The organism is Bacillus cereus (genome assembly GCF_002567495.1).
Taxonomy (GTDB): domain Bacteria; phylum Bacillota; class Bacilli; order Bacillales; family Bacillaceae_G; genus Bacillus_A; species Bacillus_A cereus_AQ.
The window spans coordinates 54,208-70,539 of record NZ_NVAP01000054.1; the positions used below are offsets into that span (position 1 = coordinate 54,208).

Here is a 16,332-nt window from a genome sequence, read left to right on the forward strand (position 1 = left end):
AATGGACGTTGAGCTTCTTATACATGAATGGGAAGTTGAACGCCCGTTAGAATGGGTTATTAACAACAGTTAATAAATATATATTGATTAATTGTTATCTTTGTTTCTTATAGTTCATTGTAACTTATAAGATAAATACAGCTAGAAGGAGTGGGAACATGAAGAATTTTAAAATGGCACTATTAGCAATGGTACTAGTTGTGACTTCTGTACTATTTGCAGCTTGTTCTAACAAAGAAGAAGAAAAGAAAGCAGATGCGAAGACTGAAGAGCGCACTGTAAAACATGCAAAAGGGGAAATTAAAATCCCTGCAAATCCAAAGAAAATTGCTGACCTTAGTGGTTCAACAGAAGAATTATTAATTTTCGGTATGAAACCGGTTATTACTGCTAATACATCTCAAGAGAAAATTGATGCACATATTGAAAAGAAACTAAAAGACGTTAAACCAGTTGGCTCTGCTTGGGGCGATAAAATTAACATCGAAGCAGTAGCTGCTGCAAAACCAGATTTAATTCTTGTAAATAATCGTCAAGAAAAGATTTATGACCAGTTATCTAAAATTGCACCAACAGTTATGTTAAACACTCCATTAGATCAATGGCGTCCAAAATTCGAAGAAGTGGGTCAAATTTTGGGTAAAGAAAAAGAAACAAAAGAATGGTTCAAAAAGTATGATGAAAAAGCAAGTAAATTACATGATAAAATCGTCGCTAAAACAGGCGATGCAACATTCATGAAAATGGCTGCATATCCAAATGCTTTCCGCGTATACGGTGACTACGGTTACGGTAGCGTAATCTTTAATGATTTAAAATTACCAGCGGTTAAAGGTACACCAACTGATAAACCGTTAGTGCAAGTACAAAAAGAAGCTTTAATCGATTACAACCCAGATTACTTATTTGTATTTACAACTGGTGATGGTTCTCAGCGCTTAAAAGAATTCCAAGAAGAATCAATTTGGAAAAACATGAACGCTGTTAAAAACAACCACGTATTTACAATTAAAAATGAAGACTTAAACAAAGGTTACTTCCCATTAGGTAAAGATATGATCTTAGACGAAGTTGCTGAGTTCGTTTTAGGGAAATAATGTATAAAAGAAAATCACTTTTACTCCGGTAAAGGTGATTTTTTCTTTATATAAAGGGAATTAATATAGTCTTTCATTTCTTTCTGTTTCCCATTTCGTTTATAATATAAAGTAAGAATGTAGTAAAGAAAGGGGGATGTCGGAAGGTGGTATATTTAAACGACAAACTCAGCGAAACAAAAGTGTTTAAAGACCCAGTACATAAATATGTGCACGTACGCGATCGTGTTATTTGGGATTTAATCGGAACGAAAGAATTTCAACGCTTGCGCCGTATTAAGCAGCTTGGAACGACATTTTTTACATTTCACGGTGCAGAGCATAGTCGCTTTACTCATTCGTTAGGTGTATACGAAATTATTCGTCGTATGATTGATGATGTGTTTGATGGCAGACCAAATTGGAATGCTGAAGATAGATTGTTATGTTTATGTGCGGCATTACTTCATGATGTCGGTCACGGTCCATTTTCTCACTCGTTTGAAAAAGTATTTTCATTAGATCATGAGAAATTTACACAAAAGATTATTGTTGGAGATACGGAAATTAATCGCATATTAAGCCGTGTGGATAAGGATTTCCCACAAAAGGTGGCCGACGTAATTGCGAAAACATCTACTAATAAATTAGCGATTAGTATGATTTCGAGTCAAATTGATGCGGACCGTATGGATTATTTATTAAGAGATGCTTATTTCACTGGTGTAAAGTATGGAAATTTTGATATGGAACGTATATTACGTGTAATGCGTCCGTACGGGAATCAAGTAGTTATTAAAAATAGTGGTATGCATGCTGTTGAGCATTATATTATGAGTCGTTATCAAATGTACTGGCAAGTATATTTCCATCCGGTAACGCGAAGTGCTGAAGTTATTTTAACGAAGATTTTACACCGTGCTAAAGCATTGCATGAGAAGTATTATACATTTAAAAATCATCCGGTTCATTTCTATTCTTTATTTGAAGAAGAAGTAACAGTAGAGGATTATTTAAAGTTAGACGAGAACGTTATGTATTATTACTTCCAAGTATGGCAAGACGAAGAAGATCCAATTCTAAGTGATTTATGCCGACGTTTTATGAATCGAAATCTATTTAAATATGTAGAGTTTACAGATAAGCATGGCTTAGATAATTGGATGGAATTAAGTAGCTTATTTAAAAAAATTGGACTTGATCCAGAGTACTATTTAATAGTTGATTCAACATCAGACTTACCGTACGACTTTTATCGTGCAGGAGAAGAAGAGGAACGTCTGCCAATCTTACTGCTTATGCCAAATGGAGAGCTTAGAGAGCTTTCACGTGAATCAGATATTGTTGAGGCGATTACAGGTAAGAAGAGAACGGATCAAAAATTATTCTATCCGCATGATTTAATCTATGAAGATGGAAGAAAAGGAAAATATAAAGAGAGAATTATCGAGTTGTTAGAAGGAAAAAAATAAGAAGCAGCTAATGGCTGCTTCTTATGAAAAAACTTGAAATTATTTGTCGCTTAAGCGTTTTCCGCCAACTGCATAATGGTTTTTAGACATTTCTTCGATGAAGACAACGATGTTTTCTTCAGGAGCACCAGTTGTCTCGCTTACTGCTGCTGTTACTTTCTCAGCAAGAGCTTTCTTTTGTTCCTCTGTGCGTCCTTCTAGCATTTTCACTGTTACGTATGGCATGTACAATCGCTCCTTTTATGTAAGTTACACTCTTATTATAGCGGATTATGGGGAAGAACAATCGAAAAAAACAAATAATTTCTTTTTTGACATATTGAAGAGGAGATGAAGTATGGATCAGTTATTTAGATATCCGTTGCACCAAATTCCATTGGTAGCAATGGCCATTATTATTGCGTTATCAGTGCATGAATTTGCGCATGCATATGTTGCATATAAATTTGGAGACGATACAGCAAAGAGACAAGGCCGCTTAACTTTATCACCGATGGCGCATTTAGATCCTATCGGGATGATTGCTGTATTAATTCTTGGTTTCGGTTGGGCAAGACCAGTTCCTGTTAACCCGTATAATTTTAAAAGACCACGTCTTGCTGGTATATTAGTTTCGATTGCAGGTCCAATTAGTAACTTAATTTTAAGTGCAATTGGTTTAATTATTTGGTATAGCTTATTAAAATTTGGTGTATTATACTCAATTCCATCTGCAGTAGCAGATACGTTAGCTCAATTTTTCCAGATTTTTATTATGCTTAATATCGTTTTACTTGTATTTAATTTATTACCAATCCCACCGCTTGATGGATATCGAGTTGTGGAAGATTTAGCGCCAGCAAAGATCCGTGCGAAAATGACACAGTATGAAAAATACGGGGCAATTGCGTTATTAATTCTTGTTATTACACCGCTTAGTAATTACACAATCCAGCCTATTTTCAATGTTGTTATTCCGTATGTATTAATATTTTTACAGAATATCATTGCGCCTATTTTCGGCCTTTAAAAGAGGAGGAGCTTACATATGACAGAGAAAAAGAAAAAAATCGGTTTTAATATCGTGAAAAATGATTCAACAGATGGACATGGTGGATTTGGCGTTGGGGCATTAAGTTTAGAAAACATTTCACCTGTATTTGTTGATGTACTAGAGAAGACTGCATTCGTTGATATCGGTGCGATGCATGCGCGTAGTACAGTAGAAAAAGGTATTAAGTTTTTAACAAATAAAGATGAAGTTCCAAACGGAAAACCATTTTGGCTTGTATGGGTAACGATTGAAAGAACTGCAACAGGTGCTTATTACGCAGGTGTAACAGCTTGTGAAATGACAGTTGACCGTGAAATTCGCCGCGGATATAAATCACTTCCAGAGCACGTAAACAAAATGGATAAATCAATGAAGCGTCACATTATGGTTGACCATATGGATGAATCATCTAAAAAAGTACTTGGTACGTTCTTGAAAGAACATAATGAAGCAATTTGGAACGAATCTAGTGAAGAATTGCGCCGTGCATTATTAAGTGAATAAAAAATAGCTGACGGATGCCCGTCAGCTATTTTTTTACCAAGGAAGATATTTTTTCCACCAACTTGTTTTTTTCTTTTCTTCAGTTGTCTTTTCAAACTCTTCTTTATCATCAACATGATCCATACAATATTCAGTTGGTTCTGTACCTTTTGCGAAATACATTTTCACAGAAATAGGACAATTTTTTGTAGCGATTTTACCATTTTCTGGGTTTATATTAACCGCTACGACGTCACCTGGTTGTTTAAATTCTTTTTTAGGCTGTCCATCTAAGCCTTTCTCCATCGTATCGGTCCATATTTTCTTTGCATATCCTTGTTCTGCTACGTTTGAAATAGATTTAGGTTGATCGTATCCAACCCATACACCAGTTACGATTTGTGGGGTAAATCCAATCATCCAACTATCCGTTTCGGTAGAACCAGATTTGCCGGCATATGTTCTTGATAATTTTGATAACATTGATTGACCAGTCACAGCAGCATAGCTGCTTAGTTTTTTATTAAACATACCAGTCATCATTTCTTCCATTACAAACGCTTTGCTCTTGTCGAGAACTTGTTTACTCTCCAAATGAGCATCGTATAATATATTTCCTTCATGATCCATAATGCGGCGAATGAAAGTTGGTTTTACTTCTTTTCCACCGTTTGCGAACATGCTATAAGCGTTAACCATTTCAATTGGTTTTACGGGTGATGTGCCGAGAGCTAGAGAAGGTACATCTTTTAATGCGCTTGTAATACCAAATTGTTTCGCTGTTTTTGCGAGCGTGTCATCTCCTAAAAATAAATTCGTTTTTACAGCATATATGTTATCAGAGACTGCGAGAGCTTGTGCCATCGTTACGAAATCATCTGCATAATAATCTTTATAGTTTTTCGGTTTATACTTTGAAACGCCGTCACCTAAAGTAAATACAGTATATTCGCTTTTTAAGCGCGTAGCAGGCGTGAATCCTCGTTCTAATGCTGCATAATACAGAAATGGCTTGAATGTAGAACCAGGCTGACGAACGGCTTGTGTGGCCCTGTTAAATTGACTCGTATTATAATCAGTTCCACCAACAAGAGCAGCCACTTCACCTGTCGTTGGATTCATAGAGACGAGAGCAGTTTGTATGTTTGTTGTGTCAGGTATATGATCTTTTACAGCTTGCTCTGCTACAGCTTGTAGTTTAGGATCTAGCGTTGTGTAAATTCGCAAGCCACCTCGTTGTAAAGCTTGTTCGTCTAATCCAACGTCACGAAGAAGCGAAGCTTGTACAGCATCTTGGAAATATGGTGCGACCTCTGCTACTTTTTTCGTATCTAATGAGGCAAAAGTTAGCGGCTCTTTCTTTGCTAAAGCTGCTTGTTGCTTCGTAATATAGCCCTGTTCTACCATTTCATCTAATATGAGAGCTTGTCGTCCTTTAGCACGATCCTCTTTCAAAAAAGGAGAATAGACACTTGGGCCTTTTGGAATACCAGCGAGCATGCTAGCTTCTGCTAATGTTAACTCTTTTGCTGTTTTATCGAAATATAGACGGGACGCAGCTTCAATGCCGTAAGCGCCATGCCCGTAATAAATTGTATTTAAATATCCTTCTAAAATATGATTTTTATTATAGTTCACTTCAAGGCGGACAGTGTACATTGCCTCTAATAATTTCCGTTTCCACGTTTTATCATGATCTAAATACAGATTACGCGCGTATTGTTGTGTAATCGTACTAGCTCCTTGTACTTTTGCCATCGCTTTTAAATCAGCAACAATTGCACCTGCAATCCGTTTCATATCGAAGCCATGATGTTTATAAAACCTTTGATCTTCGATAGAAAGAGTCGCTTCTTTTACATAAGGTGAAATTTCATTAAGAGAGACATTGTAACGCTTTTGAATTTCATTACTTTGTCCAATAACAGTATCATCGTTTGCGTAAAAGACGCTTGTTTGCGGGACCGCAACAGGGGGAGGTCCCATGATTTTTGCAACTATAATAATAACAAAAAAGGAAAAAACGAAGAAAAGGACGCAAGAAAACATTGCGGTGAAGAAAAGACGTTTATATTTTTTAAGTTTTGGATTCATAGTTTGATCCATCTTTTTTCAGCCCCTCATTAATACAAGCGTTATTGTATTAGTATTGAGGATTTTCGTTTATTTTAAACAATGAAATTTCGAAAATAAAAAAGCTCCTTCAATTAAGAAAGGAGCTCAAAGGCACGTGCAGGCCAATCGGTAATGATGACATCTACACCATAATCAATCATAGTTTGTAAATCTTTGTATTCGTTAATTGTATACGGACGGAAAACATATCCTTGTTCTTGTGCTAATCGTACAAATTCTTTCGTTAATAGCTGGAAGTTTGGATGTAATCCACTTGCTTCTCTACGTTTTGCCTCGGCAATTGGATCAGCAATCGGTGTATCATATAAAATTGCTCTTGGGATTTCAGGAGCAATTTCTGCTAATAATGAAACAGAGTCATGGTTAAATGATGAAAATACAATTTGATTAGAAAGATGAAATTCACGCACAAGTGCAACAGCTTTTTCCTCAATATTTGGGTAATGAATAACATCTGTCTTTAATTCAATATTTAGTTGTAAGTTCGTTGTGGAAAGCCAAATAAAAACCTCGCGCAACGTTGGGATTTTTGCTTCATGGAAAGAAGGGTCTTTATAGCTACCGGCGTCCAATGATTGTAGTTCCTCTACCGTTTTTTCCGAAACAAGTCCAACGCCATTTGTTGTACGCTCAACGGTTTCATCGTGAATTACGACAAGTTCACCATCTTTTGATAGGTGGACATCGAGTTCAATTCCGTGAGAGCCAATGCGTTCAGCTTCTTGGAAGGCAATCATCGTATTTTCGGGATGTGTTCCTTTTACTCCGCGGTGAGCGAAAATAAGTGGTTTACTCATGTGAAATTCTCCTTATCATCTCTTTTCTTTCATTATGAAACTGCTTTGGAAAAAATACAATTTAATAGGACAAACATTTACAAAAGTCTAACAGTTGCAGAAAAGTTAACGTTAACGTAAAATGTAATAATCAAGTGAAGGGAGGAATAAACATGTATAAAATTGATGAAGTAACAAAGCAAGTCGGTTTAACAAAACGTACACTTCGTTATTATGAGGAAATTGGTTTAATTCATCCTCCAGAACGTAGTGAGGGGAATATTCGTCTGTATACGGATGAGGATATTGCAAGAATTAAAAGAATTGTAGAAGCGAAAGAAGTGCTAGGAATCACACTTCAAGAAATGCAGCATTTCTTATCACTAAAAGAAAGAATGGAACAAAGAAGAAATAGCGAGAACCCTCGAGACCGTGAAGTGATTCAAGAAATTAAAGATATGCTTGAAAATCAAGTGCAAACGTTAGACGAAAAAATGGAGCAAATGCAGCGTGTAAAGGCAGAACTTGAAGATAGTTTACATCGTGCAGTAACATTTTTAGAGAGCACAAAAGGAGAGTAATTAAAATGGAGAGAAAACAAAAACTAGGGAGATTGATTACAGTGGTGGCTACCTTCCTTGCCTTTTCGGGTATAGGAGTAGTCGACCCGATTTTGCCGATTATTGCTGAGAAAATTGGCGCAACGCATTGGCAAGTTGAAATGTTATTTACCGCTTATATTTTAACGATGGCAATCATGATGTTACCAGCTGGCATATTTGCATCGAGATTTGGTGATAAACGGATGATGACAATTGGTCTTGCGATTGTGACTGTATTTGCGTTTATATGTGGTATATCGCAAACGATTGCTCAATTATCTCTTTTCCGCGCTGGATGGGGATTAGGAAATGCGATGTTTTTTGCTACAGCAATGACACTGTTAATAGCATTAAGTAAAGAAGTTCATGAAGCAGTAGGATTATACGAAGCAGCTATCGGCTTAGGTATGGCTGGCGGACCGTTATTAGGTGGAATATTAGGTGGTCATTCTTGGCGTTATCCGTTTTTCGCAACGAGTATTTTAATTTTCTTAGCGTTTATTTTAGTATTCTTTTTTGTAAAAGAGCCGGAGCGAAAAGTGAAACGTAAGGCGGCAGGTGTAGGGGAATTAGTTAACCTAGTGAAGTATAAACCCTTTATGCAAGGTGCTATTTCAGGGATGTTATACTACTACGGATTTTTCGTCGTGTTAGCGTATTCACCACTTATTATGCATTTATCTGCTATTCAATTAGGATTTGTATTTTGTGGATGGGGATTAGCGTTAGCTTACGGTTCGGCAATTTTAGCACATAAGCTAGAAGGGAAGTATGAACCGAAAACATTATTGAAAGCTAGTCTACTTGTATTTGCCATTTTATTAATTGCATTATTCTTTGTTCAAATTATGTGGTTACAAATTACTCTTATCGTTTTATCAGGATTGGCATCAGGCTTAAACAATGCATTATATACAAGTTATGTAATGGATATTTCACCTTATGAAAGATCTGTTACATCAGGTGTTTATAACTTCGTTCGTTGGCTAGGTGGAGCAATTGCTCCAATTCTATCAGGAGTTATCGGGCACACAGTTTCACCACAAAGTCCATTTTTAGTTGGGGGAATTGTTGTGTTAGTTGGTTGTATTATGATCCTAATTCCAATTCGTAAACCAGTAGAACTAGAGACAAAGGCCCTTTCTTAAGAAAGGGTTTTCTTTATGCATATATGTTAGAACCCTCTGACTAAAATATATTTTCGGTATTTTTGTACTTTTAACTATACTTTTTGGATGTTTTGTTTTATTTTTGTTAGGGGACATTAATGATGTCCTCATTATAAATTTGCATTGAAAGGCGTGATTGTACGATGGAACTATGGTTCACTGAGAAACAAACAAAACATTTTGGGATTACGGCGCGTATTAACCGCACATTACATACGGAGCAAACAGAATTCCAGAAACTTGATATGGTTGAAACGGAAGAGTTCGGAAACATGCTTATTTTAGACGGCATGGTTATGACAACAGAAAAAGACGAGTTCGTTTATCATGAAATGGTAGCGCACGTACCTTTATTTACACATCCAAACCCTGAGAACGTATTAGTTGTTGGTGGTGGCGATGGCGGTGTTATTCGTGAAGTGCTAAAACACCCAAGCGTAAAGAAAGCAACTCTTGTTGAAATTGATGGAAAAGTAATTGAGTACTCTAAACAATACTTACCATCAATCGCAGGCGCATTAGATAATGAGCGTGTAGAAGTAAAAGTAGGGGACGGTTTCCTACACATCGCAGAAAGCGAAAATGAATACGACGTAATCATGGTAGATTCTACTGAGCCAGTAGGACCAGCAGTAAACTTATTTACGAAAGGTTTCTACGCTGGAATCTCTAAAGCATTAAAAGAAGACGGTATTTTCGTTGCACAAACGGACAACCCTTGGTTCACACCAGAGTTAATTACAACTGTGTTTAAAGATGTAAAAGAGATTTTCCCAATTACTCGTTTATACACAGCGAACATTCCAACATACCCAAGTGGTCTTTGGACGTTCACAATCGGATCTAAAAAACATGATCCATTAGAAGTAAGTGAAGAGCGTTTCCACGAAATCGAAACGAAATACTACACAAAAGAATTGCACAATGCAGCATTCGCATTACCGAAATTTGTTGGCGATTTAATTAAGTAAGAAAATCGAATTTGAACAAATAAAGTGTGAGTAGCTCATTTAAGGTGTTTGTCCAGAAGACTTGAACATGCTAGCTACTTACACTTCTGTAGAGGAAATCGTCTTCTTGTTGTTAAAAAGAAGACCCCGGTAAATCGAGAAAGAGGAGCAATTCGCTCCAAATTTGAGAAATAGTGAAAGGTTGGGATACCTTAAGTTCCACATAAGGAGGAAAAGAATATGCGTTTTGATGAAGCTTATTCAGGTAAAGTATTTATTAAAAGTCATCCAAGTTTTGAAGAGTCAAAGGTAGTTATTTATGGGATGCCTATGGATTGGACAGTAAGCTACCGTCCAGGATCTCGTTTTGGCCCTGCACGTATTCGTGAAGTATCAATCGGTCTTGAAGAATATAGTCCGTATTTAGATCGTGAACTAGAAGAGGTAAAATATTTTGATGCGGGTGATATCCCATTACCATTCGGAAACGCACAACGCAGCATAGACATGATTGAAGAGTATGTATCAAAACTTTTAGATGCCGATAAGTTTCCACTAGGTCTCGGCGGTGAGCACTTAGTGTCTTGGCCAATTTTTAAGGCAATGGCAAAAAAATATCCGGATTTAGCAATCATCCACATGGATGCTCATACTGATTTACGTGAATCGTATGAAGGGGAGCCTTTATCCCACTCTACACCAATTCGTAAAGTGTGTGATTTAATTGGTCCGGAAAACGTATATTCTTTCGGAATTCGTTCTGGAATGAAGGAAGAGTTTGAATGGGCGAAAGAAGTAGGTATGAACTTATACAAATTTGACGTATTAGAACCGTTAAAAGAAGTATTACCGAAACTAGCAGGACGCCCAGTCTATGTCACAATTGACATTGACGTATTAGACCCAGCTCACGCTCCAGGAACAGGAACGTTAGAAGCTGGAGGTATCACATCTAAAGAATTATTAGATTCCATCGTAGCAATTGCAAATTCAAATATAAATGTAGTTGGAGCAGACTTAGTTGAGGTAGCTCCTGTCTACGACCATAGTGATCAAACACCAGTCGCAGCAAGCAAATTCGTGCGGGAAATGCTGCTCGGTTGGGTGAAGTAAAAGTGAAACCGACTGTTTAGACCCGGTGACTAAGTTTCTTAGACGCAAGGGTCTAGGAGGCGTAACTGGATAGAAATAAAAGCGGAAGCGGCTCGCTCAGAATGTGAGGGGGATGGAGCTTCAGACGTAGAGGTGCTTTTTGCCTCGAAGGAAGAAGTGAAGCCACCGACCATTCTAGCCGCTGTAGCTGGATAAAGTAAAAGCGGAAGCGGCTCGCTCAGAATGTGAGGGGGATGGAGCTTCAGACGTAGAGGCGCTTTTTGCCTCGAAGGAAGAAGCGAAGCCACCGACCATTCTAGCCGCTGTAGCTGGACAAAAAAAGAGTTATTCTCATCATTTGAGAACAACTCTTTTTCTTATGCAACTTTCTCTTCCGAATTAATGCCGCGAATTTCATCGGCAGAGCGGATTGGATATTTGCGGAATACAATTGATCCAACGTAACCAACAATAGTGGTAACGATTCCACATAGTACGGCAGCGATCGTTACTTTTATAACGTCATTAAATCCGAATAGGACAAGAAGACCTGGAATTGGTGATGCTGTTCCTGGCGCATTATTAACGAGCTGGAATAGCGATGTAATAATACCGGCAAGTGCACCGCCAACGAAGTTTGTCATATAAATTGGAATTGGATTTGCTGAGACAACATCGGCTTGTGTTAAAGGCTCGATTGCTACAGCAATTGTATCTTTCTTTGAACAAATCTTTAATCGTTTAAAGAAAATAAAGTTCATTGGGGCTGAAGCTGCTACGGCAAGACTACCAATTGCCATTGGTAAACCTGTTAATCCAAGCATGGCAGTTAGTGCCATAGAACTCAGTGGAGATGTAGAAATAACGGTGATTAATCCGCCAAGCATAATACCCATAATGATAGGACTTTCTGTAGTTGCAACTGAAATCATAGAACCGATTTTACCGAGTGTGGCGTTAACGAGTGGATCCATAAGCATTGCCATCCCGCGTGAGATTGGTGCAGCGATAAATAGAATTGCTAAAAATTCTACACCAGCTGGTAATTTCTTTTCGAGAAATTTCACGATGAATGCACAAACGTATCCAGCGAAAAATCCTGGTAAAATACCGAATCCGCTAGTAGCGATACCGATTAAAACAGCGTATACGGGTGAAACACCGATTGCTAATGCGACTAAAATCGCTGCTGCGACACCGCTCATACTACCAGAAGCTTCCCCTACTGATTGTAAAAAGTTATTATGAAACATTTCTCCACCAATATAACGGTGAAATGCTTCAATAAGAAAACTTGCGATTGCTGCATTAGCTAAAGCACCCATTGCTTTCATTCCGTAAGGAGCACGGTAACTGAAAAGTGTAAATAGACAAAGTACAACAAGTAATAGTGCTAAACCTTGCAAGATAGCCATTTGAAAATTGTCTCCTTTGATTTTTGTAATAAAGTGAAACTTTAATCAGTGGGTGTTTTGTCCCTTCCCACTGATTATTAGTTGAACCAATCGGGCATTTACGGGCAGTTGTTTCCCACCGACTTTTCCCGTATTCACCGCATTTGGGGGTGGGAGTCTTACTGCCCGTTAATGCGGGATAAAAATTCGTATCATTTAATAATAATATAAAAGTGTATGAAACGGAAAAATTTTTTCTTGGGAAATTGCTGTAAGAAAAAATCCCTTACAATAATGTAAGGAAAGTGTAAGACTTTTCGATAGAGTATAGTATGCTCTTTTCCGTATAATACAAGTATAGATATAATACTAGTGAGAAAGAAGTGCAAACAGGAGGCGCATGTATGAAATTGGTAATTAAAGTTTTAGCTGTATTTGCCATCATTTTAGGGGGAACAGCGTATTATTTAAACACAAAAACAGAAGGTGTACATGCTTTTGTAGACAACTTCTTTTCAAATAAAGAAATTCAAGATTATTATGCGGTTGTAGATAAAGGTGAGAAAAAAGACGGCGAATATTTGTATACATTTACAGGGTATACAGAGGACGGGAAGCAACAAGTTATTAAAAGAATTGTAAATCGTGAATTGCACGCAGGTGCTTTTATAAAAATTTATGCAAAAGGTATGCAAGGAAAAGGATGGGCTGAAATACCGAAAGAGTCAATCCCGCAAAAAGCGTTGCAAAAAATAGAAAAACCATAAAAGGAGCGAATCGTTCGCTCCTTTTTTAGTGCGTTAAAATAGTGATAGATGTATTTTCTTTGTTAGCAATGATTTTTGCACGTCCGCCAATTGGGAAAGTGAAAATTGGTGTTGTATGTCCAAAACTAGCATTTGCAATGATAGGTATGTGTGTAAGTTCAGGCTTTGAAGCGATCATTTCTTGAATGTCTTCTAGTGTACATTCCGCTCCCTTCTGCATTCTTCCGATAACAATGCCTTTTACATGCTCAAAATCGGCTTGCTGCATAAGTGAATGTAAATAGCGATCAAAAGTTTTAAGTGTAGATTTTCCTGTTAAGCTGTCTTCTTCAAGGAATAAAATTTTGCCTTGTAAGTTTGGCATATATGGTGTGCCTTGTAGTAAATTAAGTGTGCTCATATTGCCACCGATAATATCTCCTGCCGCTTCTCCTTCTTGAATTGGAACATATCCTTCATTTTTAATAAATTCTCGATTTTCCTGATCCATATACCAAGAATCATCGCTCCACGTTTCCGCCGGAATGATTTCAATAGGCCCATTAGCGGTTAAGCTTTGTAAAAAGTAATCAGCCGTGTAATGGAGTCCTTTTTCCATTCCAAATGAAGAGAAGTGGGGACCCGAATATGTAACGAGACCCGTTTTTGCGTAAATTGCATTATTTAAGGCAGTAATGTCAGAATAGCCACAGAAAAATTTCGGGTTTTCACGAATTAAATCATAATTGAGATGTTTCAATAAACCATTCGAGTTGTATCCACCAAGTGTCGTCAAAATAGCTTTTACATTAGGGTCTCTAAATGCTTCATGGAGGTCTTGAATGCGGGAAGAAATAGAAGAGGAAGCAAATCGATCTATCTCATCGGCATATTTTGAGAATGTTACTTGAAAGCCCATGTCAGTTAATCTTTTTATAGCAAGTTTTCTATTTTCATTTGAAACAATACTTAAACTACAGGATGGTGAAATCACGCGTATTTCATCGCCCTTTTTTAACTTTGTTGGTATCACTGAATTCACCTCTATAATTAAAAGAATATTTAGATTTAAAAAATATTTTATCATATGAAATAAAGTAGAAGTGAATTATTTTTTGAAATGGAGTTTTCCTGATTTTTCAGCAGACAGACAGCGTCTTTTTTTGATATGATAGGAAAAGTGATTTATTATAAGTAGTATTTAATATCTATAACATTTGAAAGGTGTGCAAGACGTGAAGAAACAACTTGCAGGCTTGCCGGTACACGTTCATTTCGTAACAGAAATCCGTGAAGGGGCGAGGAAGGAAACCGTTGCTTTTGAAGCAAATGGTCAATACTATGTAAAAGGTCAAGGTACATATGTAACATTCCAAGAGCCGAACGAACAAGGCGAAGTGAAAACAATTATTAAAATTCAAGATGAACAAGTTCTCATTATGCGTTCAGGTGCTATTTCTATGCGTCAGACGCATGTGAAAGGTGAATGGACAACGGGTACGTATACGAGTGAACTTGGTACGTTTGCATTGCAAACGAAAACTGATAACGTTCTTTTTAAATGGTCGGATGAAAAGAAAAAAGGACAACTCTTCTTAACGTACGCATTGCTTCTAAGTGAACAAGAAGCTGGCAGATATACAATTACAATTAATTTGAAGGAGGCAAAATAATGAATTCTTTAGAGCAAGTAAAAGGATTGATTAAAGAAGAAATTCAAGCCGCTGTATTAAAGGCTGAATTAGCAACAGAAGAACAGATTCCAAACGTTATATTAGAATCTCCAAAAGATAAAACAAATGGTGATTTCTCTACAAATATGGCAATGCAACTTGCACGCGTTGCAAAAAAAGCACCTCGTATGATTGCAGAAGAATTAGTTGCAAACTTCGATAAAGCAAAAGCTTCTATTGAAAAAATTGAAATTGCTGGTCCAGGTTTCATTAACTTCTACATGGATAATAGCTACTTAACAGACTTAATCCCAACAATCGTTAACGCTGGTGAAGCTTACGGTGAGACGAACACTGGTAAAGGTGAAAAAGTACAAATTGAGTTCGTATCTGCGAACCCAACAGGTGACCTTCACTTAGGACATGCACGCGGTGCTGCAGTAGGTGACACTTTATGTAACGTATTAGCGAAAGCAGGATACGATGTATCTCGTGAGTACTACATTAACGATGCGGGTAACCAAATTAATAACTTAGCTCTTTCTGTTGAAGCTCGTTACATGCAAGCATTAGGTTTAGAGAAAGAAATGCCAGAAGATGGTTACCATGGTGCAGACATCATTGGAATCGGTAAACGTTTAGCGGAAGAGTTTGGTGATCGTTATGCAAAAGCTGATGCAGAGGAAAGCTATGAGTTCTATCGTTCATACGGTTTGAAATATGAATTAGCAAAACTTCAAAAGGACTTAGAAAGCTTCCGTGTTAAATTTGATGTATGGTTCTCTGAAACATCATTATACAAAAACGGAAAAATCGATCAAGCTCTTGCTGTATTAAAAGAGCGTGAAGAAATTTTTGAAGAGGACGGCGCAACTTGGTTCCGTTCAATGACTTACGGCGATGACAAAAACCGTGTACTAATTAAAAACGACGGTTCTTACACATACTTAACGCCAGATATTGCTTATCACCGTGATAAATTAGAGCGTGGTTTTGATAAATTAATTAACATTTGGGGTGCTGACCACCACGGTTACATTCCTCGTATGAAAGCTGCTATTCAAGCGCTTGGTTACGATAAAGACACGCTTGAAGTAGAAATCATCCAAATGGTACAACTGTATCAAAATGGTGAAAAAATGAAGATGAGTAAGCGTACAGGTAAAGCAGTTACACTTCGTGAGCTTATGGAAGAAGTAGGCGTGGACGCAATGCGTTACTTCTTCGCAATGCGTAGCGGTGATTCTCATTTAGACTTCGATATGGACTTAGCTGTATCAACATCTAATGAAAACCCAGTATACTATGCACAATACGCTCATGCTCGTGTATGCAGCATCCTTCGTCAAGGTGAAGAGCTTGGACTAGCTACAGGCGGAGACGTGAATTACAAACTTGTTACTTCTGAGAAAGAAGTAGAGTTACTGAAAAAACTTGGTGAATTCCCAGCTGTAGTTGCGGATGCAGCACAAAAACGTCTGCCACACCGCATTACAAGCTATGCATTTGAATTAGCAGCAGCATTACACAGCTTCTACAATGCAGAAAAAGTATTAAACCAAGATAACTTAGAATTAAGTAAAGCTCGTTACGAGTTAATGAAAGCAGTACGCACTACACTTCAAAATGCATTAGCAATCGTAGGGGTATCTGCACCAGAAAAAATGTAATGAAGAAAAGCGGAAGCAGCTCGTTTAGAATAGGAGGGGGATGGAGCTCCTGACAGAGAG

At 37.4% G+C, this 16,332-nt stretch carries 16 protein-coding genes; 11 read left to right on the forward strand and 5 right to left on the reverse strand.

Features of this window, described 5'->3' with window-relative positions:
• Positions 1-158 precede the first annotated feature (158 nt).
• A complete protein-coding gene (locus COK05_RS25775; RefSeq protein WP_098614820.1) occupies positions 159-1,097 on the forward strand; it encodes an ABC transporter substrate-binding protein in 939 nt (312 codons plus the stop codon).
• Between the two features lie 146 nt (positions 1,098-1,243).
• The gene (locus tag COK05_RS25780) at positions 1,244-2,548 is read left to right on the forward strand and encodes an HD domain-containing protein (RefSeq protein ID WP_098614821.1); all 1,305 of its coding nucleotides are present in this window, start codon (positions 1,244-1,246) and stop codon (positions 2,546-2,548) included.
• 39 nt (positions 2,549-2,587) lie between these two features.
• Here COK05_RS25780 and COK05_RS25785 read toward each other — a convergent pair whose 3' ends face one another.
• Positions 2,588-2,773, reverse strand: coding sequence for a 2-hydroxymuconate tautomerase (locus tag COK05_RS25785; protein ID WP_001147171.1), 186 nt, complete (start codon positions 2,771-2,773; stop codon positions 2,588-2,590).
• Between the two features lie 112 nt (positions 2,774-2,885).
• On the opposite strand from COK05_RS25785, the gene COK05_RS25790 reads away from it, so the two are divergent.
• Both COK05_RS25790 and COK05_RS25795 read left to right on the forward strand, forming a co-directional pair.
• Positions 2,886-3,557 (forward strand): site-2 protease family protein, encoded by a 672-nt coding sequence (locus tag COK05_RS25790; RefSeq protein WP_098614822.1) that lies wholly within the window; start codon positions 2,886-2,888, stop codon positions 3,555-3,557.
• An 18-nt stretch (positions 3,558-3,575) separates the two neighbouring features.
• A complete protein-coding gene (locus tag COK05_RS25795; RefSeq protein WP_000136683.1) occupies positions 3,576-4,085 on the forward strand; it encodes a YwhD family protein in 510 nt (169 codons plus the stop codon).
• 33 nt (positions 4,086-4,118) lie between these two features.
• Here the strand turns inward: COK05_RS25795 and COK05_RS25800 are convergent, their stop codons facing one another.
• Positions 4,119-6,170 (reverse strand): transglycosylase domain-containing protein, encoded by a 2,052-nt coding sequence (locus COK05_RS25800; protein ID WP_098614823.1) that lies wholly within the window; start codon positions 6,168-6,170, stop codon positions 4,119-4,121.
• Positions 6,171-6,271: 101 nt separating this feature from the next.
• A complete protein-coding gene (locus COK05_RS25805; protein WP_098614824.1) occupies positions 6,272-6,997 on the reverse strand; it encodes a glycerophosphodiester phosphodiesterase in 726 nt (241 codons plus the stop codon).
• Between the two features lie 152 nt (positions 6,998-7,149).
• On the opposite strand from COK05_RS25805, the gene COK05_RS25810 reads away from it, so the two are divergent.
• The 4 genes from COK05_RS25810 (at position 7,150) to speB (ending at position 10,810) form a co-directional block, all read left to right on the forward strand.
• Positions 7,150-7,557: a MerR family transcriptional regulator gene (locus COK05_RS25810; protein WP_098614825.1), complete on the forward strand. Its 408-nt coding sequence runs from the start codon at positions 7,150-7,152 to the stop codon at positions 7,555-7,557.
• A 5-nt stretch (positions 7,558-7,562) separates the two neighbouring features.
• The gene (locus COK05_RS25815) at positions 7,563-8,726 is read left to right on the forward strand and encodes an MFS transporter (RefSeq protein WP_098614826.1); all 1,164 of its coding nucleotides are present in this window, start codon (positions 7,563-7,565) and stop codon (positions 8,724-8,726) included.
• 164 nt (positions 8,727-8,890) lie between these two features.
• A complete protein-coding gene (gene speE, locus COK05_RS25820) occupies positions 8,891-9,718 on the forward strand; it encodes a polyamine aminopropyltransferase (protein WP_000424696.1) in 828 nt (275 codons plus the stop codon).
• 219 nt (positions 9,719-9,937) lie between these two features.
• Positions 9,938-10,810, forward strand: a complete 873-nt coding sequence (gene speB, locus COK05_RS25825) for an agmatinase (protein ID WP_060632990.1) — start codon at positions 9,938-9,940, stop codon at positions 10,808-10,810.
• 356 nt (positions 10,811-11,166) lie between these two features.
• On the opposite strand, the gene COK05_RS25840 is transcribed toward speB, so the two are convergent.
• Positions 11,167-12,204 carry a PTS sugar transporter subunit IIC gene (locus COK05_RS25840; protein WP_098614827.1) on the reverse strand — a complete coding sequence of 346 codons (1,038 nt, stop codon included), beginning with the start codon at positions 12,202-12,204 and terminating at the stop codon, positions 11,167-11,169.
• A 383-nt stretch (positions 12,205-12,587) separates the two neighbouring features.
• Here COK05_RS25840 and COK05_RS25850 point away from each other — a divergent pair, with 383 nt between their 5' ends.
• Positions 12,588-12,950 carry a YxeA family protein gene (locus tag COK05_RS25850; RefSeq protein WP_098614828.1) on the forward strand — a complete coding sequence of 121 codons (363 nt, stop codon included), beginning with the start codon at positions 12,588-12,590 and terminating at the stop codon, positions 12,948-12,950.
• A gap of 25 nt (positions 12,951-12,975) precedes the next feature.
• On the opposite strand, the gene COK05_RS25855 is transcribed toward COK05_RS25850, so the two are convergent.
• Complete coding sequence (locus COK05_RS25855) at positions 12,976-13,962, reverse strand: S66 family peptidase (RefSeq protein WP_098614829.1); 987 nt, start codon at positions 13,960-13,962, stop codon at positions 12,976-12,978.
• 202 nt (positions 13,963-14,164) lie between these two features.
• Here COK05_RS25855 and COK05_RS25860 point away from each other — a divergent pair, with 202 nt between their 5' ends.
• Together COK05_RS25860 and argS are read left to right on the forward strand one after the other, a co-directional pair.
• A complete protein-coding gene (locus COK05_RS25860) occupies positions 14,165-14,602 on the forward strand; it encodes a DUF1934 domain-containing protein (protein WP_000744343.1) in 438 nt (145 codons plus the stop codon).
• The gene (gene argS, locus COK05_RS25865) at positions 14,602-16,272 is read left to right on the forward strand and encodes an arginine--tRNA ligase (protein ID WP_098614830.1); all 1,671 of its coding nucleotides are present in this window, start codon (positions 14,602-14,604) and stop codon (positions 16,270-16,272) included. The genes COK05_RS25860 and argS overlap by 1 nt, the downstream gene beginning before the upstream one ends.
• Positions 16,273-16,332 lie beyond the last annotated feature (60 nt).